The following is a 26,035-nucleotide window of genomic DNA, read 5'->3' on the forward strand; positions in this document are numbered from 1 at the left end:
GCCACTGGACCCCGGCCTTCGCTGGGGTGCGCGTTTGGAATGAGTGGACTCCCGTGGCCTTCGACTTCGCTACGCCGGGACCACTATCCCCGGAACAGATTCCCCAGCACCCCGCGCACCACCGCGCCGACGATCCCGCCGCCGCTGCTCGACCGCCGGCGCGAGCCGCCGCCGAACATCTGCTTGCCGATCTCGTTGGCGACCTGTCGCCCGATCGACGAACTGGCCGAGCGCGCCGCGCTGGTCGCCATCTTGGCCCAGGGGGAGTTGGCCGCCGCGCGCTGTTCGGCGATGCGGGCGCGTTCGGCGTCCTTGGCGGCCTCCTTGGCGGCCTTCGCGTCGGCCTTGGCAGCTTGTGCCGCCTGTTTGTCGGCCTCGGTCGCCGCCTTCGCCTCGGCGGCGGCCGCAACGGCTTCCTGGGTCTTGGCGGCGAGCAGTTCCTCGGCCGATTCGCGGTCGAGCGGCTGATCGTACTTCGCACCGACCGCATCGGTTTCGATCAGCACTTTGCGCTCCTCGGGCGTGGCGGGGCCGACCCGGCTGCGCGGTGGAGCAATCAGCGTGCGCTCGACTGGAGAGGGCGAGCCGTCGGGCTGGAGCAGCGAGACCAGCGCTTCGCCGACCTTCAATTCGGTGATCGCGCTCGCGACGTCGATGCCGGGATTGGCGCGGAACGTTTCCGCCGCCGATCGCACCGCGGCCTGATCGCGCGGGGTAAAGGCGCGCAGCGCGTGCTGGACCCGGTTGCCGAGTTGCCCAGCGATCTTGTCGGGCACGTCGATCGGGTTCTGGGTGACGAAATAGACGCCGACGCCCTTCGACCGGATCAGCCGGACGACCCGTTCGATCGTGTCGACCAGCGCGGGCGCGGCGTCGTCGAACAGCAGATGCGCTTCGTCGAAGAAGAAGACCAGCTTGGGCTTGTCGGGGTCGCCGATCTCGGGAAGCTGCTCGAACAGTTCGGACAGCAGCCACAACAGGAACGTGGCGTAGAGCTTGGGGCTGGCCATCAGCTGGTCGGCCGCCAGAATGTTGACCACGCCGCGCCCCGAATCATCGACCGCGATCAGATCGTTCAGTTCGAGGGCGGGTTCGCCGAAGAAATGTTCGCCCCCTTGGGTGCGCAACTGAAGCAAAGCGCGCTGGATCGCACCGACCGACTGTTTCGAGACATTGCCATAGGTGGTGGTCAGCTCGTCGGCCCGCGCGGCGCATTCGGCCAGCATCGCCTGGAGATCGTCCAGGTCGAGGAGCAGCAGCCCCTCCTTGTCCGCGATATGGAAGGCGATGGTCAGCACGCCCTCCTGCGTCTCGTTCAGCCCCATCATGCGGGCGAGCAGCAGCGGTCCCATCTCGGACACGGTGGCGCGGACGGGATGGCCCTGTTGGCCGAACAGGTCCCAGAACTGCACGGGCGTGGCCTCATAGGACCAGTCGGTCATGCTCAGTTCGGCGGCGCGCGCGGTGAAGGCGGCATGGGTCTTGCCCATTGCCGATCCCGCCATGCCCAGGCCCGACAGATCGCCCTTCACGTCCGCGACGAAGCTGGGCACGCCCGCGCGCGAAAAGCCCTCGACCATGGTTTGCAGCGTCACCGTCTTGCCGGTGCCGGTCGCGCCCGCGATCAGGCCGTGCCGGTTTGCCCGCTTGAGGTCGATCGTTTGGCGGTGGCCGCCGCCCATGCCGATGAAGATGCCGTCCATGACGGGCATTGTATCGCGCCAGACGGGGGCGGGAATAGCAAAAGGCCGCCGTGCGGATACACGACGGCCTTTTCATGGCTGCCTATCGAGGCAGACGCCTTATTTGATCCGCAGCGGGATCAGCGCACCGGCGATCTTGCCACGCGTGATCTGCGCCAGCACCTGCGGACGGCCCGCGGCCTTGGCGGCGGCGACGACCTGCTGGAGATCGGCGGCGCTGCGCACAGGGGTGCCGTTGACCGCCGTGATGACGTCGCCGCGCTTCAGCTTGGACGCCGCGTCGCTCGACGGATCGACCGCCGCGACGACCACGCCCTGCGTCGACGGATCGACGTTGATCGCGCGCGCGATCGCCGGGGTCAGCACCTGTACTGCCAGGCCCAGACCGCCACCGGGCGTCGGGGTGGTCTGCGCATCGTCGTCCTCGTCGGGGAAGGCGTCCGAGCCGTCACCCAGGGTCGAGCGCAGTTCCTCGTTCGACGGGCGGGTCGCGGCGGTGGCGGTAAGCGACACTGGCTTGCCGTTGCGCAGCACCTCCAGGTTGACACGGCCGCCCGGCGGGACGTTCGCGATCAGATAGGACAGGGTCTGCTCGGGCGTCACCAACTGGCCGTTGACCTTGGTCACGACGTCGAACGCCTTCAGCCCGGCCTTGGCGGCAGGACCGGCGGGTTCGACCTTGGCGATGATCTCGCCCTGGCCCTTGGGCACGCCCAGCGATGCGGCGACATCGTCGGTGACCGGCCCGCCGATCTGCACGCCCAGATAGCCGCGCTCGATCTTCTGGCCCTTCATCAGCCGGTCGATGATCGGCTTGGCGTCCTCGGCCGGGATGGCGAAGCCGATGCCGATATTGCCGCCCGACTGCGAATAGATCTGGCTGTTGATGCCGATCACATTGCCGTTCATGTCGAACATCGGGCCACCGGAATTGCCCTGGTTGATCGCGGCGTCAGTCTGGATGAAGCGATCGTTCGCGCCGCCTTGGCCCGTGACGCGGTGCACGGCCGAGACGATACCGGCGGTGACGGTGCTCGACAGGCCGAAGGGCTGGCCGATCGCCAGCACCCAGTCGCCCGGCCGTGCGCGCGACGAATCGCCGAAGCGGACGAAGGGCAGGTTCTTGCCGTCGATCTTCAGGACCGCGAGGTCGGAGGTTTCGTCGCGGCCGACGACCTTGGCGGTATATTCCTTGCGGTCGTTGAGCGTCACGGTGATCGAATCGACCGACGCGCCCGCCGCGCCCGGCGCGATGACGTGGTTGTTGGTGACGATATAGCCGTCCGGCGAGATCAGGAAGCCCGAGCCCAGCGACATGCCCTCACGCTTCTGCGGCTGCGGTCCGGCCTGGCCGCCGAACTGGCCGAAAAAGCCCTCGAACGGCGTACCGGCGAATGGGTTCGCCTGTTGCTTGGTGGTGATCGACTGCTTGGTCGAGATGTTGACGACGGCGGGCTGGAGCTTGGCGACCATGTCGGCAAAGCTCATCGGAGCGCCGGCACGCGGGGCGACCGCCTGGATCGCGCCGGGTTCGTTCTGCGCGACTTGGGCGGTTCCGGGCTGAAGGGCCAGGGTCGCGGTCGCGCCACCGAGGAGGAGCGCACTGGTAATGGCGTAGGCGTAGCGCACTGGGCTAAGGTCCTCTCAAAGAAAATTCAGTTTGACCGTGACCTATTTGCCACGGTTTGGCTGAACGACGCTTGAATATGAACGAGCGGAAAGGTGGGATATCCACCTATCGGCCCGGCGCGGTGAATTCCTTCAGATAGCTGTTCTCGGGCGACAAAATGATCTGCGTGGCCCCGCGTTCCTGATTGTTGCCGTCCGCGCCGAATGTGTGGCGATAGGACTGCATCGCGCGGTAGAAATCATAGAAGTTCGGATCCTTGCCGAACGCCTGCGCATAGATTTGCGCGGCCTCGGCATCGGCGTCGGCACGCACGATCTGCGCCTGTTTCTGGCCCTGCGCGGCGATGGTGATCGCTTCCTGCTGACGTGCGGTCTGCATCCGGGCGAGGGCACTTTGCAGCGGGGTGCCCGGCGGCAGTTCGGCCTCCTTGATGCGGACATCGACGATCTGGACGCCGTACTGGCGCGCGATCCGGTCGAGTCGCACCTGGATCGCATCCATCACCTGACCACGCTCGGGGCTGAGCAGTTCGGACGAGCGCCGTTTGCCCAGTTCGTTGCGCAGGGCCGAGCCAAAGATCGGCCGAAGCTGGTTAATGACGCCGTCGACGCCGCCCGCCGTCGCCAGCATCCGGCGCGGATCGGTGACCCGGAAACGCGCAAAGGCATCGACATTCATGCGCAGCTGGTCGGTCGACAACACCTGAGTCTTTTCCAGGTCGAGGTCGAGTACGCGCTTGTCGACCCAGACGATCCGGTCGACGAAGGGAATGCGCGCGATCAGACCCGCGCCGCTATTGCCCAGGTCTTCGCCGGGTCTATAGCCGTTGACCACCCGGCGCGGCTGTTCGAACCGATAGATCACCGCCTGCCTGGTCTCGGGCACAATGGCGAAGGTCGATGCCGCGATGATGACCGCGATCAGCAGGGCGACGCCCAGCACGATCGGGTTCCGCGCGGTCAGGCCATGGGGCAGGCCGTTCACTGGCCACCTCCCTGCGCGGTACCGGCCGTCGCACTGGGGGCCGTTGCGGTGATTTCGGGCGGCAGCGGCTTGGCCTGCCCCTTGGACAAGGGCAGATAGGGAACGACGCCCGGCGTCTCGACGATGGTCTTGTCCGACTTGGCCAGCACGGCCTCCATGGTCTCGTAATACATGCGGCGGCGGGTCACTTCGGGGGCGAGGCGATATTGTTCATACACCTTGTCGAACTGCGCCGCTTCGCCCTGCGCGCGGGCCACCACCTGCTGCGCATAGGAACGCGCCTGGTTGACGTCGGCCACCGCGCGCTGCTGCGCGACCGTCACCTTGTTGAAGTCGTCGACGATCTGCTGCGGCGGCGCGGCCTGCTTGATCGCCACGCCCTGAATTCGCACACCCGAACGATATTCGTTCAGGATGGCCTGTGTCAGTTCCTGGACCTTTTGTTCGATGCCGGTGCGGCCCGAACCCAGCGCTTGGTCGAGCGAGGTATCGGCGATCACCGCGCGCATCGCGCTTTCGGCCGCGGCGCGCACGGTTTCCTGCGGCTGCGCCAGACGAAAGGCATAGTCGCGCGGGTTGGCGATGTCCCAGCGGACCGAATAGGTCAGGTCGATGATATTCTGGTCGCTGGTCAGGACCAGATTCTCGCCCGATCCTTCGGGAAAATTCTCGGTGCGGATCTTCTGCACGTCCAGCACCCGAACGCTGGCGATCGGGGCGGGGGCAGTGATCTGGATGCCCGGATCCAGAATGCCGGTATAGCGACCGAAATAGGTGACGACGCCGCGCTGCTGCGGACCGATCGGGTGGATCGAGGTATAAAGCACCCAGATACCGATCAGGATGGCCGCGCCGATCGCCCAGAGCGTGCGCCCGCCCGGCGCGCCTGGAATCCCGCCAAAGCCGCCGCCAGGGCCGCCCGGCCCTTCGCCGGGGCCGCCGCCCGATCCGCGCGCCTTGCGGATGAACTCGTCCAGCGCGGTGGACTTGCCTGGCGCCTTGCGGCCGCCCGGCGGCACCGCCCACGGGTTGCGGGGGCCACCGTCGGGGTCCTCGCCGGACCCGCCCCACGGGCCTTTTGGCGTGTTGGCGGCTAGTATGGGGGGGCGTTGAAACCGGCCCGTCAGCTTTCTCATACTCATCGTTATAGGAACGGTTCGCCGACAAAAACAGTGCCAAGCCGCGTATCGCGTCCTATCTGCGGCCTATGAGCATTATCGAGACGGTAAAGGCGGCGGTTGCCGCGGTGGCGGGCAAGCGCGCGAACGTGCGGATGGAGGGCACACGGGCGGGGGTCGTGCTCGACACCACCGGGCTGGACGGGGCGGGGCGGCAGGCGCTGGAGCAAGAGGTGAAGGCTGCCGCGATGCAGCCCGGCGTCGAGGATGTGCGCGTCGTCCTGACTGCCGAGAAGCGGGAGCGGCGCATCCTTGCGGTGGCCAGCGGCAAAGGCGGCGTGGGCAAGTCGACCCTGTCGGCCAATCTCGCCATCGCGCTGGCGCGACGCGGGACCAAGACCGGGCTGGTCGATGCCGATATCTATGGCCCGTCACAGCCGCGCCTGATGGCGGCCGAGGGGGTGAAGCCGGTCGCGCAGGACGGCAAGCTGCAACCGGTGCCCACACGCTTTGGCGTTTCCCTCCTGTCGATGGGGCAGCTTGTCGAGCCGGACAAGGCCATCGCCTGGCGCGGGCCGATGGCGGCGGGCGCGCTCAGCCAACTAGTCGATGGCGACTGGGGTGCGACCGAGCTTCTCGTGCTCGACCTGCCGCCCGGTACCGGCGACGTGCAGCTGACCATGGTGCAGAAGCATCGCCCGGCGGGGGCGGTGATCGTCTCGACGCCACAGGACCTGGCGTTGATCGACGCGCGCCGGGCGATCGATCTGTTCGCCAAGGCCGGGGTGCCGATCATCGGTCTGGTCGAGAATATGGCGGGTTATTGCTGCCCGCATTGCGGCAGCATGTCGGATCCGTTCGGATCAGGCGGGGCCGAGGCGGCGGCGAAGGAACTGGGCATCCCGTTCCTGGGCCGGGTGCCGCTGACCATCGCGATTCGCACCGCCTCCGACGCAGGGGAGCCGCCTGCGGCCGGGGAGGGAGACTCGGTCTTTGCGCCGCTGGCGGAACGGATCGCGGGCTGGCTGGACGGCCAGGCATGAAACCGGCGGCATGGCGGGGCGTTGAGGCCCAATAGCCCGCCATTTTCGTCCGAATCCTGATTCGGGGCGGCCAACAGGGGATGTGTCCATGCCGTTGACTGCCGATGACGATATCCGTGATCTGTTGGCGAATGCGCGGACCATTGCGCTGGTCGGCGCTTCGGATCGGCCGGACCGTCCGTCCTACGGCGTGATGAAGCGGTTGCAGGACCATGGCTACCGCGTGATCCCGGTCAATCCGCAGATCACCGGCGAGCATGTCCATGGCGAGTTCGTCTTTCGCGAACTGGGCCAGCTGGGCGACCCCATCGACATTGTCGATATCTTTCGCCGGTCAGAGGCGGCGGGCGACGTCGTGGACGAAGCGATCGCGATCGGGGCCAAGGCGGTCTGGATGCAATTGGGCGTCGTCAACGCCGCCGCCGCCGCGCGTGCCGAGGCGGCCGGGCTGAAGGTCGTGATGGACCGCTGCCCTGCGATCGAGATTCCGCGCCTCGGCGTCGCGCCGGTCGGGCAGGACTGACATCAAAAAGGGTGAATTGGGACAGATAGAAGCAAGGGGAGAGTGATGATGGCGCCGCTGCTGTTGCTATGGGCCGCTCCAGTTCCGGAGCAGGAGCACAGGCTGTCCCTGCCACGCCTGACTTCGTCCTGCACCTTGTCCAGCTGCCATGGCGGCAAGCGTGCCTCGCCCTATCGCCTGACGCCCAGCCATGCGGTGCCGACCGACTCCAAGGCGCGGGCCTTCGCCAATGATGGCAGCTATTGCGCGGTGGTCGGCGACAAATATTGCACCAGCAAGCCGCGCACCCTGTTTCGCACCGCGATTGATTAGCGTGCACGCCTGATGCTCGCGAATGAGGCGCGAGCCGGGCTCAGCAAGTTGGCCGACGGGATGCGCGACAAGAGCACGCGGGTGCCGATCATGCTCGATGGTCCGGGACCACAAGGCCATCTCGAGCCCTGATCGACACGAGGCCGTCATGACGCTGGCGGTCGACCGAGAAACCCGGCATGTTAGGGTTCGCCCCCGTCTTCAGGCGCAGGGGCGGACGATGCCGGGAGGGCGTCATGATTGCGACGATGCTGGTCATGGTGATGGCGGGAATGGCGGGGCAGGGGGGCGATGCCGGAGCCGCGCCACCCTCGGTCGACACGATCCTCGCCCAGACCCGGCGGCTGACGAGCGTCGAGACGCGCTGCGTCTACGACCCCAACGCCACCGACATCACCGTTTGCGGCCGTCGCAACGCCGATCGCTTCCGCATTCCGTTCGAGGTGCCGCCCGAACCCGGCGATCCCCGACATGAAGGCGTGATGGAGGAGCGGACCCGGCTGCTCGCCCGGACCACGCCGGTCAAGGACCTGTCGCCCTTTCAGGTCGGCGGCGGCTTTGCGGGGGTCGCGATGGACACCAATGCCAAGGGCAGCGGCGGCAAGCCGACGCTGCGCAAGCCCGCGCCATGATCGAAGGGGAAGGTCGATGATCCCGCTGCTGCTGATCGCCATGCAGGGTGCCCCCGCCGCGCCGCCGGCACCGGGAAGCGAGCGCTTCTCTATCCTCGCGGCTGATCCCTGTCCGGCTTCTGGCGGATCGAGGGAGGACATCATCGTCTGCGGGCGGCGTCAGGCCGATGACCGGGTTCCGCAGATCCGCGATGAGCCGCCGACCGGACCGACGCCCTCCAATCCTCAACTGACGGGTATCGGGGCGTTGCAGACATCGTCCACACCCTGCGCGGCGCGGCAAGGCGGATGTCAGGTCGGGTTCGATCTGATGACGCCCGCGCTGCTGCTCGCCAATGAGGCGCGGATCGGGATCAGCAAGCTGGCCGACAAGATGCGCGACAAAGGCGACCGCATTCCCATCTCCCTCGATGGGCCGGGGCCGCGGGGGCATCTCGAACCCTAGGCGCCCCCGGATTTCACGCCTTTCAGCGCAGGCCCTGCCGCCGCGACCGTGCCGACGGCGGCGGCAGGAACCAGTCGGCCAGCGTCATGCCCGTCGCGGCCATCGCGCGCAGAACCACCTGGCCCGCCGCCCGCGCGTCGCTAAGCGCGTCATGATGGCGGTGTTCCAGTTCGAGGAACGCCGCCAGCGTATTGAGCTTGTGATTGGGCAGTTCCGGCCAGGCCCGCCGGGCGATTGTCACGCTGTCCAGCCAGCGCGCGGCGATGGGGGGCAGGGCATCGCGCTCGCACGCGCGGCCGAGCGCCCCCTTGTCGAATCCCGAATGCGCCACCGTCACGCGACCACCCAGATGCCCTGCCAGTTCGGAATGCAGCGCGGCGAAGGTCGGCTGGCCCAGCACATGGTCGGCGGTGATGCCATGAATGTTGATATTAAAGACGCTGAATTCGTCGCAGGGGTCGACCAGGGTTTCATAGGCCAGCACCTCGACGCCCGCCGCATAGCCGACGATGCCGATCTGGCAGATGCTGCTGGTCCGCGAACAGGCGGTTTCGACGTCGATGACCACGAAATCGGGGGAAATCATGAACAGCCCTTAGCGGCTTGACCGCGCTCAAGCAATAAAAGGTCGCTGGCCGGCTCGACAGCGACCATTTCTATCCGCTACCCGCCTGCACTCAACAAACGCTCCGGATACAGGATTTGGACGATGGGCGATGCTTTGCGAGTGGCTTTGGCGGGATTGGGAACGGTGGGGGGCGGCGTCATTCGCCTGCTCGATGCGAACCGCGACCTGATTACCCGGCGTGCCGGTCGCCCGATCGAGATCGTCGCCGTCTCGGCGCGTGACCGGACCAAAGATCGCGGTGTCGACCTGTCGCGCTTCGCCTGGGTGGATGACACCGCCGCGCTGGCTTCGCATCCCGATGCCGATGTGGTGGTCGAGCTGATCGGCGGGTCGGACGGCCCGGCGCTGACGCTGGCGCGCACCGCCCTGGGGGCCGGGCGGGGCTTCGTGACCGCGAACAAGGCGATGTTGGCGCATCATGGGCTGGAACTGGCGCAGAAGGCGGAGGAAACGAACGCAGCCCTGAAATTCGAGGCGGCGGTCGCGGGCGGCATCCCGGTCATTAAGGGCTTGCGAGAGGGCGCGGCGGCCAACGCCATTGCGCGCGTCTATGGCATCCTCAACGGAACCTGCAATTTCATCCTGTCGAAGATGGAAGCCGAAGGCCGCGACTTCGCCGAGGTGCTGAGCGAGGCGCAGGCGCTGGGTTATGCCGAGGCCGACCCCAGCTTCGACATCGACGGTGTCGATGCCGCGCACAAGCTGTCGATCCTGGCCGCGATCGCCTTCGGGACGCAACCTGCCTTTGCCGATGTCGCGATCGGCGGCGTGCGCCATGTGCTGGCCGCCGACATCGCGCAGGCGGCGTCTCTGGGGTATCGCGTCCGCTTGGTCGGGGTGGCGGAGGAAGGCGCCAACGGCCTGTTCCAGCGGGTCCACCCGCATCTGGTTCCACTCGACCATCCGCTGGCGCATGTCACCGGCTCGACCAATGCGGTGGTCGCGGAGGGCAATTTCGTCGGGCGGTTGCTGTTCCAAGGCGCCGGCGCAGGCGATGGCCCGACGGCCAGCGCGGTGGTCGCCGACCTGATCGACATCGCGCGCGGCGAATATGGCGCGTCCTTCGCCATGCCCGCGCACGAGCTGATCCCCGCGGCCAAGGCCGATAGCGGCGAACGGCGTGGCCGCGCCTATTTGCGCTTCACCGTGCAGGACAAGGTCGGCGTGCTGGCCGAGATCGCCGCCGCGATGCGCGATGCGGGGGTCTCGATCGAAAGCCTGATCCAGCGCGGCGAAGCGGCGGATGGGGGCGTGATGATCGCGATCGTGACCCATGAGGGGCCGGAACGTGCGGTGGCGCAGGCGCTCGAGCGGTTGCGGGGGAGTCAGAGTTTGGTCGGCCAGCCGCTGTTGATGCATATTCTGGGGTGATTGTTGGGGGAGTGTGGGCTCGGTGAGACCCCGTTGCCCTCCCCCGGCCCCTCCCGCTTGCGGGAGGGGAGCTTAAGAGGGTCCTCCCGCAAGCGGGAGGGGAGTTATTCAAATTCAGACCGTTGATCTTGCCGCTCCCCTCCCGCAAGCGGGAGGGGATGGGGGAGGGCAGGCTCCAGGCGACGCCCTGCGTTACTTCTTGATCAACCCGATCTCCACCAACCGCTCGAACAGATAGTCATGCGCCGTGATCGGCTCGGGATAGCGATCCGGATGCCCTTCGCTGATTGTGCCGGGCAGCGTCTTGATGAGGAAATCGGGCGCCGGATGCAGGAAGAAGGGCATGGAATAGCGCGAGAAGCCGCGCCGCTCGACCGGCGGATTGACCACGCGGTGGGTGGTCGAGGGCAGGACATGGTTGGTCAGCCGCTGGAGCATGTCGCCGACATTGACCACCATCGCGCCCTCGGGCGGACGGATTGCCAACCACTCGCCCGAATCGCGGTCGAGCAGTTCGAGGCCCGCTTCCTCCGCGCCGAGTAGCAAGGTGATGAGGTTGATATCCTCATGCGCACCCGCGCGCACCCCTTCCGCATCCGCGGAGATCGGCGGGTAATGGAGCAGGCGCAGCACGGAGTTGCCGTCCTTGACCGCCGGATCGAACCAGTGCGGATTGAGCTTCAGATGCCGCGCGATCGCCGAAAGCAGCCGGTCGCCCGCGCGATCGAACGCCGAGAACAGCGCGACGAAATCCTCACGGAACCCCTCCGGCCGGTCGGGCCAGATATTGGCGGGCATCCGGTCAGCATAAGCGTGGCCCTCGGGCAGTTCGCGGCCGACATGCCAGAACTCCTTCAGGTCGACGACCTTGGCGTCCTTGGCGATCTCGGTCTTGAACGGGGTATAACCGCGCGCGCCGCCGCCGCCGGGGACATGGTAACGGCGCTTCTCCTCCTCGGGCAGGTCGAACAGCGCCTTGGTCTGCGCCCAGGCGCGGTCGATCAGCCCGGCGGGGACGCCATGATCCGCAACGATGGCGAAGCCGAACCGCTCGAAGGATTCGCCCAGCGCGGCGGCAAAGCCCTCGGGATCGCGGTCCTGGTCGGCGAGGCTGAGCGTCGGAACCTCGGCGGAGCGGGTGTCGGTCATGGCAATATGTCCAGAAAATCTAACAGGCTGTCATCTGTATAGCGTGCCTGAATTTTCGGAACAGGGCGACTTATCCGCCTAACGTGATCGTCCCGGTCGATCGGTTGCTGCCCGCCGGGCTAAGGTCGACACGGAACGGCTTTTCCTCCGCCGTCCTGCCGACCAGTGCACCGCCCTGATCCGTCAGCGTGAAGTCCGCCTCGCCCATCTTGTCGCGGAACCAGTCGCGCACGGTCGCCGGATCGGCCGGACTGTCGAAGGTCATGGTGAACGCCTTGTCGCGGCCATTGCCGACATCGACATTGCGGATCTTCGACCCCGGATAGAGGTGCACGCCGTTCAGCTCGAAATTATCGGCCTCCAGCGATACCTTGGGCAGCGTGAACGCCCCTGAAAAGCCGGGCAGGTCCAGCTTCACCTCTCCCGACTTGCCGTCGACCGACGCCAATGTCTCGCCGTCCGAACTGTTCACCGTGATCGACGTACCGGGGTTGGGCCGATCGCAGGCCGACAGCGCCAGGGCCGCGACGAGTGGAAGGGCAAGGGGGGAGCGGGACAGGATGGACATGGGGTAAACTCCTTACGCGTCCTGTGGGCCGATATGGCTGGCCGGGGATTGTCGGCCCGCTATGCTTTAGCCACGCTGAATGTCCGCCTTTAACAGATGGATGGCGCTGTCGGTGCCAAGGGCGCGGCAATGCTGGAAGGAGCCATGGGGTGACGACCGACACGTCCGAAGGCTGGGACGCCGTTGCGAAGACGTTCATGGCGATCCGTTCGGAGGTCGGCGCGAATGTCGTTCGCTGCTGGGCAATGGACGCCTTCCCGCCATCGACGGCGATCCTGGATTTGGGCTGCGGCTCCGGGATGCCGATCGCGCAGGCTTTGGTCGGCGAAGGCTTTGCAGTGTGGGGGATCGATGCGTCCCCGTCGCTCATCGCCGCCTATCGGAGCAATTTTCCCGACATGCCCGCCCTTTGCGAGCCGGTGCAGAACAGCGCGTTTTTCGGGCGGCGCTTTGCCGGTGTCGTGGCGATCGGCCTGATGTTCCTGTTGGGGGAGGCCGATCAGGACAGGCTGCTGGCGAAGGTGGCGAAGGCGTTGGAACCGGGTGGACGCTTCCTGTTCAGTGCCCCGCACCAGCGATGCGAATGGCGCGACAGCCTGACCGGGCGCATGTCCCGGTCGCTGGGCGTGGAGGCCTATGCCGCGCGGTTGCAGGGGTGCGGTCTGGTCCTGGCCGATCGCCTGACCGATGAAGGGCAGAATCATTATTACGATGCGGCCAAACCCGGCTGACCTTGAAAGTCGGAAGGGCAACCATGAGGCGCCAGCCGGGTTTTCCCGGTTCCCCTCTCCGTCCATCTCCCTTATGGGGCAGGCATCATGTCCGAATCCCGTTCCGCTGATCCGGTGACGCCCGTCGCCGCCGAGCCCCCCGGCGCGCCTATCGGCTTTGTCGAATTCGTCCTGCTGATCGCGGCGCTGATGGCGCTGACCGCATTGGGGATCGATTCGATGCTGCCCGCGCTGCCCGCCATCGGGGAGGCGTTGGGGGCGTCGCCCGCCGCGCGGCCGTTCGTCGTCACCGCCTTCCTGATCGGGTTCGGGGTCGCGCAGCTGGTGCATGGGCCGCTGGCGGATCGCTATGGGCGCCGGCGGGTGCTGATCGTCGCGTTGGTCATCTATATCGTTGCCAATGGCGCGTCCGCGGTGGCCGGCAGCTTTACCCTGTTGCTGGTCGCGCGGGTCTGCGCCGGGGCAGCGATCGCGGCGACGCGGGTGGCGACGGTGGCGCTGGTCCGCGACTGCTATCACGGGCGGGCCATGGCGCAGGTCATGTCGATTGCCTTCATGGTGTTCATGATCGTGCCGATTCTGGCGCCTGCGTTCGGAGAGCTGGTGCTGCTGTTCGGCAATTGGCGGCTGATCTTCTGGACGATCGCCGCGCTCGCCGCGCTGGTCCTTGCCTGGTTCTCGCTGCGGATGCCCGAGACGCTGGCGCCCGAGGCGCAACTGCCCATTTCGCTGTCGCGGATCCTCGGCGGATGGCGCGAGACGCTCGGGGACCGGCTGTCGCTGGGCTATACGCTGGCGGCCACCGCGCTGATGGCGGCGCTGTACGGCTATCTCAATTCGGTACAGCCGATCATGGCGCAGACCTTTGGTCGCGAAAAGCTGCTCGCGCTGATCTTCGCCACGACCTCGGTCACGATGGCGGCGGCGAACCTGCTCAACTCGCGGATCGTCATGCGGCTGGGCACGCGGCTCATCAGCCACAGCTCGGTCACGATCCTGATCCTCGTGTCGGCGATCCACCTGGGAATCGCGCATTTCGGCGGCGAGTCGCTGATCGTCTTCGCGGTGCTCCAGGCGATCACCATGGCGTGCTTCGGTCTGGCGACCTCCAACTTCTCGTCGATGGCGATGGAGAATATGGGGCGGATCGCTGGCACCGCGTCGAGCGTGCAGGGCTTTACCAGCGTCACCATCGGCTCACTGATCGGCGCAGGGATCGGCCACGCCTATGACGGGACGACGCAGCCACTGACGCTGGGCTTTCTGATCGCCGGATGCGTGGCCTTTGGCTTTGTCTTCATGACCGAGCGTGGGCGGATGTTCCGCCCCGCATAAGCGACGCGCGGGAACCGCCCGGCCTGCCCCCGTGTTCCTCCTTCACAGTTCAAGAGGAGGCAGAGATGGGCGGACATCAGGTCCCGAGCCAAGGACCCGGCGATGATGGCTGGGACGAGGAAGGCTATGACGAGAGCCAGCGCGCCGAAATTCTGGAGGTGACGCGCAACGGCCCGAGCGATGGCGTGCTGCTGACCGATATCGAACCCGATCTGGGCGATGACAGCGTCGAGGACGAGCCGATCGACGAGATCGACATGGACTCGGAGGAAGTCGGGACCAGCGATGCTTCGGTCGACATGGAGGCCGAGGATATCGACGAAGACGATCTCCAGGAAGATTTCGAGGACGACACGGTCGCGGACGGCGACATCGACGAGGCCGACGATACCGCCTTGCGGCCATGAACCGGCTTCCTGTTGCCTTGGCGGCGGGCGGGATCGTGCTGGTCGGTTGTTCGGCCATGCCTGATCCGCGGGCCGCACTGCCGCCAATGGTCTCCACGACTTTTCAATGTGAGAATGGCAGCCGCTTCTGGGTGCGCTTCGACAATCGCGACGACAGCGCGCTCGTGCGTTTCGACGATGATCTGGAGATGCGGCTGAAGGGACAGCCCGTCGCCTCCGGCATCCATTATGCAGGCTTTGGTCACGATCTTCGCGGTAAAGGGGGTGAGGTTGTTTTGACACGCCCCACGGGTGATTCTCTGCGCTGCACGGCTGCCCGGTAAGGAGAGGGGGTGGAAACACGGCCGAAAAGTGGCGGAAATCCGCCATTGCCGTATTCCGCCCCCATTTGGTTCATCTTGGTGACAGGAACTGTGGCCATGGTGCAACAGGTTCCGACAAGGCGACCAAAAATCTCAGATCCCGTGCAACCCCTGGCCTTGTTGCCGGTTAAGCGGGCCTGGGCTGAGCGGTTCGATCCGCCGCCCCACATAGAATAAGAGAAGGGTATCTCACATGCGTAAGCTTTCCCTCGTCGCCGCTGCGGCGGCTGCGTTCGTTGCCGTGCCTGCCATGGCTCAGGACATGAACACCACCGATACGGCGGCGGCTCCGGCCCCGGCCGCTGACACCGCGACCGCTCCCGACGGCACCCGCGCCTTTGGTATCGAGCCCTATGTCGCGATCATGGGTGGTTGGGAGCAGTTCGATCGCCAGTCGGTCGCCGGCATCCCCGCGCAGCCCAAGGGCTACAATCTGGACGGCGCGCTGGTCGAAGGTATCGTCGGCTTCAACGTGCCGCTGGGTCCGGTGTTCGTCGGCGCCGAGGGCGCGGTCGCCAAGGGCGTGTCGGGTGACATCGACTGGCAGTATGGCGCCTATGGCCGCGCGGGCTTCCGCGCCGGTGAGAGCGGCCTGTTCTACGGCAAGGTCGGCTATCGCTGGAACAACTTCCACAACTTCGCTCCGGGCGTCGTCGGTGACCTGAAGCAGGACTATCACGCGACCGTGTACGGCGTCGGCGCCGAAGTCGGCCCGAAGGACATCGGTCTGGGCGGCCTGACCGGCAACTCGGGTCTGCGCCTGCGTATGGAAGTTTCGACCTTCGATGACGCGCACTCCTTCCGTCCGATGGCGGGTGTTGTCGCACACTTCTGATCCTGATCGGATCCAGTTGGCGTAAAGGAACGGGGTTCGGCAGTGATGCCGGACCCCGTTTTTTATGCGTGTCCGGCTCCCCATATCGGGGACGATGGTCGGACGGGTGAAGCGCAAGGCGGGGCTGGTGGCGGCCGCCGAACGGATCGAGCGGGATGCGCCGTTCGCATGTGCGTTATGCGACCGGCCGCTGGGGGTGAAGGTGGAATGGCACCACCCCGTTCCCAAGAGCGAAGGCGGGCGCGAGACGGTGCCGGTGCACCCGATCTGTCACCGGACCATCCATGCGACGTTGTCCAATGCGGAACTGGCGCGGGGTTATTCCGATTTCGCGCTGTTGCGCGCCCACCCGGATATGGCACGGTTCCTGCGGTGGATTGCGGGGAAACCGGCGGATTTCCATGCGCCGACGCGGGGTGCTCGGTGATTTTTGGCTCACGCGAAGCCGCGATGACGCGAAGAAGGTTGGTTCGCGCGGAGGCGCGGAGACGCGGAATTTTTTGGGTTCGCGCAGAGGCGCGGAGGGCGCAGAGAAGAAGATTATAGCAGGGTAGGTGCCCCGCTCCGTTCCGCCTGAGCGTAGCCGAAGGGCACGGGATAGCCTTGGCCACGCGAGCCGCCTCCTGGGTAAACGCTTTTAGGGAAGCAGGTAGGGCCTTCGGTCCGAAATTGCCTTGTGGGGCGGAGGGATTCCCTTGGCCTTCGACTACGCTCAGGCTGAACGGAAGGGGGGATGGCCGGAATAAGCCAGCCGCGCTTCCCCTCTGCGGCTCTGCACCTCTGCGCCTCTGCGCGAACCAAAAACCTCCGCGCCTCCGCGCGAACCAACCTTCTTCGCGCCATCGCGGCTTCGCGCGATAAAAAAAGGGCGGACCGAAGCCCGCCCTTTCGGTTCACTCCGCCGCGACGCCGGCGGCCGAGAACATGTCGCCGGTTTCGCTCGCCTCTTCGTTGGCGGCCTTGCCCGTCTTGGCCTTCTGGCGCTTGTCGAAGGCGTCCCAGACGTCGTTCCACTGGCCCCGCGTCGCCGCCTTGGAATATTCGGTCGCGCGGGTTTCGAAGAAGTTGGCATGTTCCACGCCGTTGAGCAGCGGGGTCAGCCAGGGCAGGGGATGCTCGTCGATCATGTAGATCGGCTTCAGACCCAGCTGGCCCAACCGCCAGTCGGCGATGTAGCGGATATATTTCTTGATATCCTTCGCCGTCATGCCGCTGACCGGACCCATTTCGAACGCCAGATCGATGAAATTGTCCTCCAGCCGCACCGTCGTCTGGCACTGGTCGGCGATGTCATCCTTGACCGTCTTGGTCAGGCACTGGCGCTCCTTGGTGAAGGCGTGGAACAACTGGATGATGCCCTCGCAGTGCAGCGACTCGTCGCGCACCGACCAGGTGACGATCTGGCCCATGCCCTTCATCTTGTTGAAGCGCGGGAAGTTCATGAGCATCGCGAAGGATGCGAACAACTGCACGCCCTCGGTGAACCCGCCGAACATGGCGAGCGTGCGTGCGATATCCTCGTCATTGTCGACGCCGAACTTCTGCAGATAGTCGTGCTTGTCCTTCATCTCGGCATATTCGAGGAAGGCGCCATATTCGCTCTCGGGCATACCGATCGTGTCGAGCAGATGGCTGTATGCGGCGATGTGCACCGTCTCCATGTTGGAGAAGGCGGTCAGCATCATCTTGATCTCGGTCGGCTTGAACACCCGGCCGTATTTTTCGTGATAGCAGTCCTGCACCTCGACATCCGCCTGGGTGAAGAAGCGGAAGATCTGGGTCAACAGATTGCGCTCATGATCGGTCAGCTTCTGCGCCCAGTCACGGCAATCCTCGCCCAGCGGCACTTCTTCGGGCAGCCAGTGAAGTTGTTGCTGGCGCTTCCAGAACTCGAACGCCCAGGGGTATTCGAAGGGCTTATACTGCTTGGAGGCTTGGAGGAGAGGCATCGGGGTTACTCCGGATACAAATCAAATGAGGTGAAGAGGGTGAAGGCCGGTTCAGCCGCTGCTCGCCCAGGAGCGCAAAGCGGTGGCGAAACCGGCGAGAATGATCCCGCCCATGGCGAACATGGTGCCCGCGATCAGCCGGGCGTAGCGGCCCTGATCCGACCGGGGCGAGCGGAGTTGCAGCAGCAGCGTTGCGCCGATGCCGGTTAAGATCGCCGCAACGGCGTACATGATCGCAGCACCCGTCATGCGACCATTTCCGGCGTTGCGCGTTCCGAAACCGAACCCAACACAGGAGACTCAAAATGGTCGATGTCAGCCAGATCAAGGAACATGCGGAAGTCATCGGTGCGGACGGCGTCCATGTCGGCACCGTCGACCATGTCGATGGCGACCGCATCAAGCTGACCAAGAACGACAGTCCCCAGACCCAGGACGGGCAGGGCGCCAAGCATCATTATCTGCCGATCGGCCTGGTCGCCGAGGTCGAGGGCGACAAGGTCCGCCTGTCGGCCACCGCGCAGAACGCCGTCGACCAGTTCGAAGAGGCGGAGTGATTCTTTACCCCCTCTCCCCTTGTGGGAGAGGGAGGGACCCGCGGCCGCAGGCCGTGGGAGGGTAAGGGGGTCGTCCATCATGGACGGCCCTTTTGCTCATGCGCGATCCGCGCGCCGATTCTATCCAAGACACCGTCGAGATTGGTCATCACATCGGTATTGGTGAAGCGGATCACGTCATAACCTTCGTGTTCGAGAAAGCCGGTGCGCGCGGCATCGCTTTCCTGTTTCGACATATGGTCGTCGCCGTCGATCTCGATGACCAGCCGTGCCGAATGCGAGCAGAAATCGGCGTGGTACGGACCCATCGGGACTTGCCGGCGAAACTTCATACCCGGCAACGTCTCACGTAGGGCGCGCCACAGTCGGCGTTCGGGTTCGCCAGCATTTTTGCGCAGCTCACGCGATCGGCCGACCGTGGTCGCGGGCAATAATTGCCTTTTGGTCAGGCCTTGGGCGTTTCCCCTCACCCTTCCCACGGCCTCCGGCCGCAGGCCCCTTCCCTCTCCCACAAGGGGAGAGGGAGGTTTGGGGGCGTGAGGGTCCATGGTTTGGCCGTCCCGTCAGGCAGTTATCACCTCACTGACACGCCAGGCACTCGTCATAATCGGTCGTCTCGCCGATCTCGAACTTCGGTGCGCTGATCGTGTTGTCGGCTTCGACGCCGCCTGAGCCCGCGAACCCGGCGCGCTGCACGGACTTGGAGCGCAGATAGTAGAGCGACTTGATGCCAAGCTCCCAGGCGCGGAAGTGGAGCATCAGCAGGTCCCACTTTTCCACGTCCGCCGGAATGAACAGGTTCAGCGACTGGGCCTGGTCGATATAGGGCGTGCGATCACCCGCCAGTTCGAGCAGCCAGCGCTGGTCGATCTCGAACGAGGTCTTGAAGGTGTCCTTTTCTTCCTGGCTCAGGAAGTCGAGATGCTGGACCGAACCGCCATGCTCCAGGATCGAATTCCAGACCGATTCGGCGTTCTTCGCCTTTTCGATCAGCAGCTTTTCCAGATACGGGTTCTTGACGACGAACGAGCCCGACAGCGTCTTGTGGGTATAGATGTTCGCCGGGATCGGCTCGATGCAGGCGCTGGTGCCGCCGCAGATGATGCTGATCGACGCGGTCGGCGCGATCGCCATCTTGCAGCTGAACCGCTCCATCACGCCGACATCGGCCGCGTCGGGGCACGGCCCGCGCTCGACCGCCAGGGTCATCGAAGCCTGGTTCACCTGCGCGTTGATGTGCTTGAACATCCGCAGGTTCCACGACTTGGCCATCGCACCCTCGAAGGGGATGCCGCGTGCCTGGAGGAAGCTGTGGAAGCCCATCACGCCCAGGCCCACCGAACGCTCGCGCGCGGCGGAATAGGCGGCACGCTCCATGCCCGGCTCGTGACGGTCGATATAGTCCTGAAGGACATTGTCGAGGAAGCGCATCACGTCCTCGATAAAGCCCTTGTCGTCCTTCCACTCGTCCCAGGTTTCCAGGTTGAGCGAGGACAGGCAGCAGACGGCGGTGCGGTCCTTGCCCTTATGGTCCATGCCGGTCGGCAGGGTGATTTCCGAACACAGGTTCGAGGTCGACACCTTCAGCCCCAGCTCGCGGTGGTGCTTGGGCATGTTCTTGTTCACATGGTCGGCGAAGACGATGTACGGCTCGCCGGTCGCCAGACGGGTCTCGACCAGCTTCTGGAACAGCGCGCGTGCGTCGACCGTGGCGCGGACCTCGCCGGTCTTCGGGCTCTTGAGATGCCATTCGGCACCGTCGCGTACCGCTTCCATGAAGGCGTCGGGGATCAGGACGCCGTGATGGAGGTTCAGCGCCTTGCGATTGAAGTCGCCGCTGGGCTTGCGGATTTCCAGGAACTCCTCGATCTCGGGGTGCGAGATGTCGAGATAGCAGGCGGCCGAGCCGCGCCGCAGCGAACCCTGGCTGATCGCCAGCGTCAGCGAATCCATCACCCGGACGAAGGGGATGATGCCGCTGGTCTTGCCGTTCAGGCCCACCGGCTCGCCGATGCCGCGCACCTGGCCCCAATAGGTGCCGATGCCGCCGCCGCGCGACGCCAGCCAGACATTCTCGTTCCAGGTGGTGACGATGCCGTCCAGGCTGTCGGGCACCGAGTTGAGATAGCAGCTGATCGGCAGGCCGCGACCCGTGCCGCCGTTCGACAGGACGGGCGTGGCGGGCATGAACCACAGCTTCGAGATATAGTCGTACAGCCGCTGCGCATGTTCGGCATTGTCGGCATAGGCCGAGGCCACGCGTACGAACAGGTCCTGATAGCTTTCACCGGGCAGGAGGTAGCGGTCGTTCAGCGTTTCCTTGCCGAAGTCGGTCAGCCGCGCGTCGCGGGCATGGTCAACCTCGACCGGATAAGGTTGCGGGCGCACCGACTTGGTATCCGCCGGGGTCGGCACTGGAGCAGCCGTGTCCGCGGCCATCTTTTCGAGCATATCAGTCGTCATGTCGCTATCCCGGCTATCCCTGAAATCCATCACTGACGCCGCTCCTTGTTCTTGTTACGTTCGAGTCGGTGTCCAACCCCTAGCACCGCGCGCCATGCGCGTCGCGATTGGAACGAGGGGGAGGCCGAAATCCCCGATTTCGGGTCTTTCTGCGCATCCGATCATGCATTTCGACATGACCCCATCCTACCAGTACTTGGGGCCGCCCCCGACCTCTTCCACTATCCATAGTGGAAAATCCCGGGCGGCACCGCAAGAGGGTAAAGCGTGGAGAGGGGGTTGGTTGCGACGAATGGCGAGCGCGTTTGGGCCGCCCAAAAGCCGCGACGCATGGATGTCCGCGGGGTTCTGGAAGCGCAAGCCCCTAAAAATTTTTTTCGGTTCGGCGGGTCAGCGCAGGGCGAGCAGGAACAGCCCGACGAGCCCGACAATCGCGACCGCCATCTGGGGCGGACGCAGCCGCGCGAAATGGCCCGGCGCGCCGCCCCAACTCGCCAGCCAGGGATCGGTCAGCGCGATCGAGGCATAGCCCAGGATCAGCAGCGCGAAGCCGGTCGACGGCCCCGCGATCAACGCCAGCAACCCCAGCGAGAAGCGTAGGATCATGATCGCCATCTGCGACACATGGGTGCCGCCCGGCGTGAAGAAGCTCAGGCCCCGTGCGACCCCCGCCAGAAAGATCAGGATGGCCGCGCCCCATATCTGTCCGACCAGCAGCGCCGCCGGTATGCCCGCCCAGACGGCCAGAGCGGCCAGCGGCAGGACCAGCGCCGGGCCGTAGCCGAAGACGAGGCTGAGCACGGGAACGCGGGGCGATGCGCCCTCCGGTGTGGGGGCCGGAGTGGGAGAAAGGGTGGTCATGACGGCGCGAACGTGCGGCGCGGCGTTCCTATCCCCGCGCTATTTCGTCCCGATCCCCTCATGGCGCGACCGGAGCCCGTCACGCCGATTGGCGCGGCGAGTCCCCCGCGTCCTGGGCATTGTCCAGCAAGGGATGATCCTCGGGCAGCGGCGTGGCGAACGAGATGCCGACCCGCCCTTCGCGTTCCCAGCGGATATAGCCGCGGATCGGCGACGACGCGCCGATCCGGATGCCCACCGCCGCCCCACCCACGATATAGGCGGGGGGCAGACCCTCGATCATGGTCCCGGTGGCCGACAGGTCGCGGATGCGCACGTCGATCGTTGCGTCGTCGGAAAGAATCTGGGCGGCGCGCAGGATCTTCAGGCGCGGACGACGATGGGATTTCAGACCGACCGGCTCGGCACGACCACCATGTTCGCTCATCGATTGGGCGACGTCAGCCGCCTCCATCGGCTTGCCATAGACAAAGCCCTGGATATGGCTGCACCCCAGATTGCGGATCAGTTCGATCTCGTCCTGAATCTCGACCCCCTCGGCGGTCGTCTCCATGCCCAGCGTGTCCGCCATCGTCACGATCGCGCGAATGATCGCCGCATTGCGGCTATCCGTGCCGATCGCGCCGCGCACGAAGGACTGGTCGATCTTGATCTTGTCGAACGGCGCATGGCGCAGATAGCCGAGCGACGAATAGCCGGTGCCGAAATCGTCGAGCGCCAATCGGATGCCCAGCGACTTCAACGCGGCGAACTGGCGGTGCGATTCCTGGTCTTGGTTCAGGAAGACGCTCTCGGTGATCTCCAGCTCCAGTCGCGATGGGGCGAGTCCCGACTGTGCCAGCGCCTGCGCGACGAGCGCGGGCAGATGCGGCTTGGCGAACTGGATCGAGGAGACGTTGACCGCGACGCGGGCGGCCTGCGGCCAGCCTGCCGCCTCGGTGCAGGCGGTGCGCATCACCCATTCGCCGATCTGCTCGATCAGACCGCAATCCTCGGCGATGGGGATAAACTGCGAAGGCGGCATATTGCCCTGTACCGGGTGATCCCAGCGCAGCAGCGCCTCATAGCCGACGACCATCGCATCGCGAGTCGACACGATCGGTTGGTAGACGAGGCGCAACTGGCCCTGCGCGACGGCGACGCGCAAATCCTCTTCCATCCGCTTGCGGCTGCGCGCACCCTCGAGCATCGCCTCGGCATAGAAGCGGTGGACGCCGCGCCCGTCGCCCTTCGCGGCATAAAGCCCCAGATCGGCATTGCGGATCAGCGTATGCGAATCCTCGCCGTCATGCGGTGCGATGGCGATGCCGATCGAACAACCGATCGTCACCTCGTTGCCCTGAATGTCGTAAGGACGCGACAAGGCCGCGATGATCCCCTCCGCCAACAGCGCCAGTCGGTCGCGCGCGTCGATTCCAGGCAGCAGGATCTGGAACTCGTCACCGCCCAGCCGTCCGACCAGCCCGACATCGCCGACCACTCTCTCCAGCCGCCGCGCGACCTGTTGCAGCAACAGATCGCCCGCTTGATGGCCCAGCGTGTCGTTGACCGCCTTGAACCGGTCGAGGTCCATCAGGAACAGCGCGTTGGGCCGCCAGGGATGGACCGATTGCTTCAACGTCTTGTCGAGCGACAGCGTCATCCGCTGACGGTTGGCCAGCCCGGTCAGGCTGTCGAACAGCGCCAGACGTGTGATCTCCGCCTCCGACCGGCGCTTTTCGGTCAGGTCCGAGCCCGAGCCGATAAAGCCGCGAAACCGTCCGATACTGTCCAGGATCGGACGGCCCGAGATCGACCACCAGCGTTCGGGCACCGCATCGTTCTTCACCACCGCGCAGACCGTATAGTCGGAAAAGCTGGTGCGTGACGCCATGTGGAAGGGCAGCGTGCGCTCGGTGCCCGGCGCGGAGGGATCCATCTGAAACAGTTCGGTCAGCAACCGGCCATGACTGTCGATTCCAGAGGCCGCCAGATCGCGCGTGACCTTATCCGACAGATAGGTCAGCCGCCCATGCCGGTCGGTTTCCCAAAACCAGCCAGTGCCGTGTTCCTCGAACTCGGCAATCATCTTCACGGCCTGCTGCCCCTGGCCAAAGGCATGGGCGCGCGCGCGGGCGCCGTCATAATCGATCCGACCGACGCGCCGGGCCTTGAGCACCAGGAACAACATCGGCGGGGCGACCGCCGCCAGGACGGGCATGATCGACACGCCCCAGGCCAGCGCCGTGACGGGCGCGAGAAACGCGAAGCCGAAGGAATAGCCCAGCAACGCGCCCCGTACCGCGTTCAGCATCGAAGCCGTCGCCCACATCGTACAGGCCAGCGTCAGCGCCGATACCCATCCGGTGGTGCCATGATGCGTGTTCGCCACGATCAGCAGCATCGGCCCGGTGGCGAGCGCGACCAGCAGGCCCATGATGCTCAGCCATTGTTTCAGTCGGTAGAAGGGCCATTGGCGGGCCACGCCGCGCCACAATACGACGCCGAACGTGAGGGCGGCGGCCACCATCAGGCCGCCGGCCACTGCCTTTTCAGCCAGTTGGGACGGGGGCTCGGCAAAAGCCCCGATCCCCAGGATGGTCGCCACGGCGACCAGATTCTGCAGGATCGCCAGCGGCCATGTGCGACACAAGGTCGTCAATCGCGCCAGATGCAGCGACACCAGCAGCTCGTCATTATCCTCGACCAGACCCATCACGGCGAGGAAGGACAGATCTTTGGAGGGAGCGGGCGACATGCAGGCGGGCGGGTTTCCAGTTGACTGGATTCTTTCTAGCGAAACTGCGGTTAAGATTGCTTGAAGTCGGCGCTGCGCATTGCGCGGGCAGCGCCGCTTTCGCTAAGGACGGCGCATGACGACCCTCATCCGCGACACCGACCTGATCGAGAGCGTGGCCGACGCGCTCCAGTTCATCAGCTATTATCACCCCATGGATTATATCCGCGCGTTGGGTGAGGCCTATGAGGCCGAAAAAAGCCCGGCGGCCAAGGACGCCATCGCTCAGATCCTGACCAACAGCCGGATGTGCGCAGAGGGGCACCGCCCGATCTGCCAGGATACCGGCATCGTCACGGTTTTCGTGAAATGGGGCCAGGACTGCCGCCTGTCGGGCGATCGCTCGCTGCAAGACGTTATCGATGAGGGCGTGCGCCGTGCCTATCTCCACCCCGAGAACAAGCTGCGCGCCTCGATCCTCGCCGACCCCGCCTTTACCCGCCGCAACACCCGCGACAACACGCCCAGCGTGCTGCATGTCGAGATGGTGCCGGGCAACAAGGTCACCGTCGACGTCGCGGCCAAGGGCGGCGGGTCCGAGAACAAGTCCAAGTTCAAGATGATGAACCCGTCCGACTCGATCGTCGATTGGGTGCTGGAAATGGTGCCGCAGATGGGCGCGGGCTGGTGCCCCCCGGGGATGCTGGGCATCGGCATCGGCGGCACGGCCGAAAAGGCGGTGCTGCTCGCCAAGGAATCGCTGATGGGCGCGATCGACATGGGGCAGCTCAAGGCGCGCGGCCCCAGGAACGATATCGAGGCGCTGCGCATCGAGCTGTTCGACAAGGTCAATGCACTGGGCATCGGCGCGCAGGGGCTGGGCGGTCTGTCGACCATCCTCGACGTCAAGATCCTCGACTGGCCGACCCACGCCGCGTCCAAGCCGGTGGCGATGATCCCCAACTGCGCCGCGACCCGTCACGCGCATTTCACGTTGGACGGCTCGGGTCCCGTCTATCTGGAGGCGCCTAAGCTCGACGAATGGCCCAAGGTCGACTGGAAGCCCGACCTCCAGGCCGCCAAGCGGGTGGATCTGAACACGCTGACGGCGGAAGAAGTGAAGAGCTGGAAGCATGGCGACCGCCTGCTCCTGAACGGCAAGATGCTGACCGGCCGTGATGCCGCGCACAAGCGGATCAAGGACATGCTCGACCGCGGCGAGGAACTGCCGGTCGAGTTCAAGGGCCGCGTCATATATTATGTCGGCCCCGTCGATCCGGTCGGCGAGGAAGTGGTCGGCCCCGCCGGTCCCACCACCGCGACCCGCATGGACAAGTTCACCCGCATGATGCTGGACCAGGGCCTGCTGGCGATGGTCGGCAAGGCCGAACGCGGCCCCGCCGCGACCGAGGCGATCCGCGACCACCAGTCCGCCTATCTGATGGCGGTGGGCGGCGCGGCCTATCTGGTGGCGCGCGCGATCAAGGGATCGAAGGTCGTCGGCTTCGAGGACCTGGGCATGGAAGCGATCTACGAATTCGACGTGGAGAATTTCCCCGTCACCGTCGCGGTCGATTCCGAAGGCCAGAATGTCCACACGCTGGCGCCGCTGGTGTGGCGCGAGAAGATCGCCAAGGAAGGTCTGCTGACCCCGGCGTAAGGCTGGGACCGCCACCTTCTCCTTTTTTTGCCCCTCCCGTAAACGGGAGGGGC

The 26,035-nt window shown here is 65.5% G+C and carries 27 protein-coding genes; 14 read left to right on the forward strand and 13 right to left on the reverse strand.

What is annotated here, in order from left to right; translation table 11 throughout:
- Positions 1-83: 83 nt before the first annotated feature.
- The 4 genes from GGR45_RS07580 to hflK form a co-directional block, all read right to left on the reverse strand.
- On the reverse strand, positions 84-1,739 hold the full coding sequence (locus tag GGR45_RS07580) for a helicase HerA-like domain-containing protein (RefSeq protein WP_285138749.1): 1,656 nt from the start codon (positions 1,737-1,739) through the stop codon (positions 84-86).
- Between the two features lie 63 nt (positions 1,740-1,802).
- Complete coding sequence (locus GGR45_RS07585) at positions 1,803-3,332, reverse strand: Do family serine endopeptidase (RefSeq protein ID WP_175311688.1); 1,530 nt, start codon at positions 3,330-3,332, stop codon at positions 1,803-1,805.
- Between the two features lie 106 nt (positions 3,333-3,438).
- A complete protein-coding gene (gene hflC, locus GGR45_RS07590) occupies positions 3,439-4,317 on the reverse strand; it encodes a protease modulator HflC (protein WP_415640717.1) in 879 nt (292 codons plus the stop codon).
- The gene (hflK, locus tag GGR45_RS07595; RefSeq protein WP_175311687.1) at positions 4,314-5,453 is read right to left on the reverse strand and encodes a protease modulator HflK; all 1,140 of its coding nucleotides are present in this window, start codon (positions 5,451-5,453) and stop codon (positions 4,314-4,316) included. The genes hflC and hflK overlap by 4 nt, the downstream gene beginning before the upstream one ends.
- Positions 5,454-5,524: 71 nt before the next feature.
- On the opposite strand from hflK, the gene GGR45_RS07600 reads away from it, so the two are divergent.
- The 5 genes from GGR45_RS07600 to GGR45_RS07620 all read left to right on the forward strand — a co-directional run bounded on the left by GGR45_RS07600 (position 5,525) and on the right by GGR45_RS07620 (position 8,390).
- Positions 5,525-6,478 carry an Mrp/NBP35 family ATP-binding protein gene (locus tag GGR45_RS07600; RefSeq protein ID WP_175311686.1) on the forward strand — a complete coding sequence of 318 codons (954 nt, stop codon included), beginning with the start codon at positions 5,525-5,527 and terminating at the stop codon, positions 6,476-6,478.
- 88 nt (positions 6,479-6,566) lie between these two features.
- Positions 6,567-7,001, forward strand: a complete 435-nt coding sequence (locus GGR45_RS07605; protein ID WP_175311685.1) for a CoA-binding protein — start codon at positions 6,567-6,569, stop codon at positions 6,999-7,001.
- A gap of 45 nt (positions 7,002-7,046) precedes the next feature.
- Positions 7,047-7,313 (forward strand): hypothetical protein, encoded by a 267-nt coding sequence (locus GGR45_RS07610; RefSeq protein ID WP_175311684.1) that lies wholly within the window; start codon positions 7,047-7,049, stop codon positions 7,311-7,313.
- A 236-nt stretch (positions 7,314-7,549) separates the two neighbouring features.
- The gene (locus tag GGR45_RS07615; RefSeq protein ID WP_175311683.1) at positions 7,550-7,945 is read left to right on the forward strand and encodes a hypothetical protein; all 396 of its coding nucleotides are present in this window, start codon (positions 7,550-7,552) and stop codon (positions 7,943-7,945) included.
- Positions 7,946-7,961: 16 nt separating this feature from the next.
- Positions 7,962-8,390: a hypothetical protein gene (locus GGR45_RS07620; protein ID WP_175311682.1), complete on the forward strand. Its 429-nt coding sequence runs from the start codon at positions 7,962-7,964 to the stop codon at positions 8,388-8,390.
- A 22-nt stretch (positions 8,391-8,412) separates the two neighbouring features.
- Here GGR45_RS07620 and GGR45_RS07625 read toward each other — a convergent pair whose 3' ends face one another.
- Positions 8,413-8,976 (reverse strand): 3'-5' exonuclease, encoded by a 564-nt coding sequence (locus tag GGR45_RS07625; RefSeq protein WP_175311681.1) that lies wholly within the window; start codon positions 8,974-8,976, stop codon positions 8,413-8,415.
- 123 nt (positions 8,977-9,099) lie between these two features.
- Here GGR45_RS07625 and GGR45_RS07630 point away from each other — a divergent pair, with 123 nt between their 5' ends.
- Positions 9,100-10,389 carry a homoserine dehydrogenase gene (locus GGR45_RS07630; RefSeq protein WP_175311680.1) on the forward strand — a complete coding sequence of 430 codons (1,290 nt, stop codon included), beginning with the start codon at positions 9,100-9,102 and terminating at the stop codon, positions 10,387-10,389.
- Positions 10,390-10,581: 192 nt separating this feature from the next.
- Here the strand turns inward: GGR45_RS07630 and GGR45_RS07635 are convergent, their stop codons facing one another.
- Together GGR45_RS07635 and GGR45_RS07640 are read right to left on the reverse strand one after the other, a co-directional pair.
- Positions 10,582-11,538 carry an isopenicillin N synthase family dioxygenase gene (locus GGR45_RS07635; protein WP_175311679.1) on the reverse strand — a complete coding sequence of 319 codons (957 nt, stop codon included), beginning with the start codon at positions 11,536-11,538 and terminating at the stop codon, positions 10,582-10,584.
- A 70-nt stretch (positions 11,539-11,608) separates the two neighbouring features.
- Complete coding sequence (locus tag GGR45_RS07640; RefSeq protein ID WP_175311678.1) at positions 11,609-12,106, reverse strand: hypothetical protein; 498 nt, start codon at positions 12,104-12,106, stop codon at positions 11,609-11,611.
- Between the two features lie 149 nt (positions 12,107-12,255).
- Here GGR45_RS07640 and GGR45_RS07645 point away from each other — a divergent pair, with 149 nt between their 5' ends.
- The 6 genes from GGR45_RS07645 to GGR45_RS07670 all read left to right on the forward strand — a co-directional run bounded on the left by GGR45_RS07645 (position 12,256) and on the right by GGR45_RS07670 (position 16,203).
- A complete protein-coding gene (locus GGR45_RS07645; protein WP_175311677.1) occupies positions 12,256-12,837 on the forward strand; it encodes a class I SAM-dependent methyltransferase in 582 nt (193 codons plus the stop codon).
- Positions 12,838-12,924: 87 nt separating this feature from the next.
- Positions 12,925-14,172: a multidrug effflux MFS transporter gene (locus GGR45_RS07650; protein WP_175311676.1), complete on the forward strand. Its 1,248-nt coding sequence runs from the start codon at positions 12,925-12,927 to the stop codon at positions 14,170-14,172.
- Positions 14,173-14,237: 65 nt separating this feature from the next.
- Positions 14,238-14,579 carry a DNA primase gene (locus GGR45_RS07655; protein WP_175311675.1) on the forward strand — a complete coding sequence of 114 codons (342 nt, stop codon included), beginning with the start codon at positions 14,238-14,240 and terminating at the stop codon, positions 14,577-14,579.
- On the forward strand, positions 14,576-14,902 hold the full coding sequence (locus tag GGR45_RS07660; protein ID WP_175311674.1) for an MliC family protein: 327 nt from the start codon (positions 14,576-14,578) through the stop codon (positions 14,900-14,902). Before GGR45_RS07655 ends, GGR45_RS07660 begins: the two co-directional genes overlap by 4 nt.
- A 232-nt stretch (positions 14,903-15,134) precedes the next feature.
- Positions 15,135-15,776 carry an outer membrane protein gene (locus GGR45_RS07665; protein WP_175311673.1) on the forward strand — a complete coding sequence of 214 codons (642 nt, stop codon included), beginning with the start codon at positions 15,135-15,137 and terminating at the stop codon, positions 15,774-15,776.
- A gap of 94 nt (positions 15,777-15,870) precedes the next feature.
- A complete protein-coding gene (locus GGR45_RS07670) occupies positions 15,871-16,203 on the forward strand; it encodes an HNH endonuclease (RefSeq protein WP_246358124.1) in 333 nt (110 codons plus the stop codon).
- Positions 16,204-16,669: 466 nt separating this feature from the next.
- Here the strand turns inward: GGR45_RS07670 and GGR45_RS07675 are convergent, their stop codons facing one another.
- Complete coding sequence (locus GGR45_RS07675; RefSeq protein ID WP_175311672.1) at positions 16,670-17,725, reverse strand: ribonucleotide-diphosphate reductase subunit beta; 1,056 nt, start codon at positions 17,723-17,725, stop codon at positions 16,670-16,672.
- Between the two features lie 51 nt (positions 17,726-17,776).
- Positions 17,777-17,974, reverse strand: coding sequence for a hypothetical protein (locus GGR45_RS07680; protein ID WP_175311671.1), 198 nt, complete (start codon positions 17,972-17,974; stop codon positions 17,777-17,779).
- A gap of 56 nt (positions 17,975-18,030) precedes the next feature.
- Here GGR45_RS07680 and GGR45_RS07685 point away from each other — a divergent pair, with 56 nt between their 5' ends.
- Positions 18,031-18,282, forward strand: coding sequence for a DUF2171 domain-containing protein (locus GGR45_RS07685; protein ID WP_175311670.1), 252 nt, complete (start codon positions 18,031-18,033; stop codon positions 18,280-18,282).
- A gap of 77 nt (positions 18,283-18,359) precedes the next feature.
- Here the strand turns inward: GGR45_RS07685 and GGR45_RS07690 are convergent, their stop codons facing one another.
- From GGR45_RS07690 to GGR45_RS07705, 4 genes are all read right to left on the reverse strand, one after another.
- Positions 18,360-18,830, reverse strand: a complete 471-nt coding sequence (locus GGR45_RS07690; RefSeq protein WP_175311669.1) for an endonuclease domain-containing protein — start codon at positions 18,828-18,830, stop codon at positions 18,360-18,362.
- Between the two features lie 31 nt (positions 18,831-18,861).
- A complete protein-coding gene (locus GGR45_RS07695; protein ID WP_415640720.1) occupies positions 18,862-20,721 on the reverse strand; it encodes a ribonucleoside-diphosphate reductase subunit alpha in 1,860 nt (619 codons plus the stop codon).
- Between the two features lie 414 nt (positions 20,722-21,135).
- Positions 21,136-21,606, reverse strand: coding sequence for a DUF3429 domain-containing protein (locus GGR45_RS07700; protein ID WP_175311667.1), 471 nt, complete (start codon positions 21,604-21,606; stop codon positions 21,136-21,138).
- A 79-nt stretch (positions 21,607-21,685) separates the two neighbouring features.
- Entirely contained in the window at positions 21,686-24,343 is a 2,658-nt protein-coding gene (locus tag GGR45_RS07705; RefSeq protein WP_246358111.1) for a putative bifunctional diguanylate cyclase/phosphodiesterase, read from the reverse strand.
- A 115-nt stretch (positions 24,344-24,458) separates the two neighbouring features.
- Between GGR45_RS07705 and GGR45_RS07710 the strand changes: the two genes are divergently transcribed.
- Complete coding sequence (locus tag GGR45_RS07710) at positions 24,459-25,982, forward strand: fumarate hydratase (protein WP_175311666.1); 1,524 nt, start codon at positions 24,459-24,461, stop codon at positions 25,980-25,982.
- The last annotated feature ends 53 nt before the right edge of the window (positions 25,983-26,035 follow it).

The sequence above is a fragment of the Sphingomonas zeae genome, from assembly GCF_014197135.1.
GTDB lineage: Bacteria > Pseudomonadota > Alphaproteobacteria > Sphingomonadales > Sphingomonadaceae > Sphingomonas > Sphingomonas zeae.

Coding starts and splice junctions, on each gene's coding strand:
- hflK (WP_175311687.1), bottom strand. CDS start 5,453: ATGAGAAAGCTGACGGGCCGGTTTCAACGCCCCCCCATACTAGCCGCC.
- GGR45_RS07600 (WP_175311686.1), top strand. CDS start 5,525: ATGAGCATTATCGAGACGGTAAAGGCGGCGGTTGCCGCGGTGGCGGGC.
- GGR45_RS07605 (WP_175311685.1), top strand. CDS start 6,567: ATGCCGTTGACTGCCGATGACGATATCCGTGATCTGTTGGCGAATGCG.
- GGR45_RS07610 (WP_175311684.1), top strand. CDS start 7,047: ATGATGGCGCCGCTGCTGTTGCTATGGGCCGCTCCAGTTCCGGAGCAG.
- GGR45_RS07615 (WP_175311683.1), top strand. CDS start 7,550: ATGATTGCGACGATGCTGGTCATGGTGATGGCGGGAATGGCGGGGCAG.
- GGR45_RS07620 (WP_175311682.1), top strand. CDS start 7,962: ATGATCCCGCTGCTGCTGATCGCCATGCAGGGTGCCCCCGCCGCGCCG.
- GGR45_RS07625 (WP_175311681.1), bottom strand. CDS start 8,976: ATGATTTCCCCCGATTTCGTGGTCATCGACGTCGAAACCGCCTGTTCG.
- GGR45_RS07630 (WP_175311680.1), top strand. CDS start 9,100: ATGGGCGATGCTTTGCGAGTGGCTTTGGCGGGATTGGGAACGGTGGGG.
- GGR45_RS07635 (WP_175311679.1), bottom strand. CDS start 11,538: ATGACCGACACCCGCTCCGCCGAGGTTCCGACGCTCAGCCTCGCCGAC.
- GGR45_RS07640 (WP_175311678.1), bottom strand. CDS start 12,106: ATGTCCATCCTGTCCCGCTCCCCCCTTGCCCTTCCACTCGTCGCGGCC.
- GGR45_RS07650 (WP_175311676.1), top strand. CDS start 12,925: ATGTCCGAATCCCGTTCCGCTGATCCGGTGACGCCCGTCGCCGCCGAG.
- GGR45_RS07655 (WP_175311675.1), top strand. CDS start 14,238: ATGGGCGGACATCAGGTCCCGAGCCAAGGACCCGGCGATGATGGCTGG.
- GGR45_RS07660 (WP_175311674.1), top strand. CDS start 14,576: ATGAACCGGCTTCCTGTTGCCTTGGCGGCGGGCGGGATCGTGCTGGTC.
- GGR45_RS07665 (WP_175311673.1), top strand. CDS start 15,135: ATGCGTAAGCTTTCCCTCGTCGCCGCTGCGGCGGCTGCGTTCGTTGCC.
- GGR45_RS07670 (WP_246358124.1), top strand. CDS start 15,871: ATGGTCGGACGGGTGAAGCGCAAGGCGGGGCTGGTGGCGGCCGCCGAA.
- GGR45_RS07675 (WP_175311672.1), bottom strand. CDS start 17,725: ATGCCTCTCCTCCAAGCCTCCAAGCAGTATAAGCCCTTCGAATACCCC.
- GGR45_RS07680 (WP_175311671.1), bottom strand. CDS start 17,974: ATGACGGGTGCTGCGATCATGTACGCCGTTGCGGCGATCTTAACCGGC.
- GGR45_RS07685 (WP_175311670.1), top strand. CDS start 18,031: ATGGTCGATGTCAGCCAGATCAAGGAACATGCGGAAGTCATCGGTGCG.
- GGR45_RS07690 (WP_175311669.1), bottom strand. CDS start 18,830: ATGGACCCTCACGCCCCCAAACCTCCCTCTCCCCTTGTGGGAGAGGGA.
- GGR45_RS07695 (WP_415640720.1), bottom strand. CDS start 20,721: ATGGCCGCGGACACGGCTGCTCCAGTGCCGACCCCGGCGGATACCAAG.
- GGR45_RS07700 (WP_175311667.1), bottom strand. CDS start 21,606: ATGACCACCCTTTCTCCCACTCCGGCCCCCACACCGGAGGGCGCATCG.
- GGR45_RS07705 (WP_246358111.1), bottom strand. CDS start 24,343: ATGTCGCCCGCTCCCTCCAAAGATCTGTCCTTCCTCGCCGTGATGGGT.
- GGR45_RS07710 (WP_175311666.1), top strand. CDS start 24,459: ATGACGACCCTCATCCGCGACACCGACCTGATCGAGAGCGTGGCCGAC.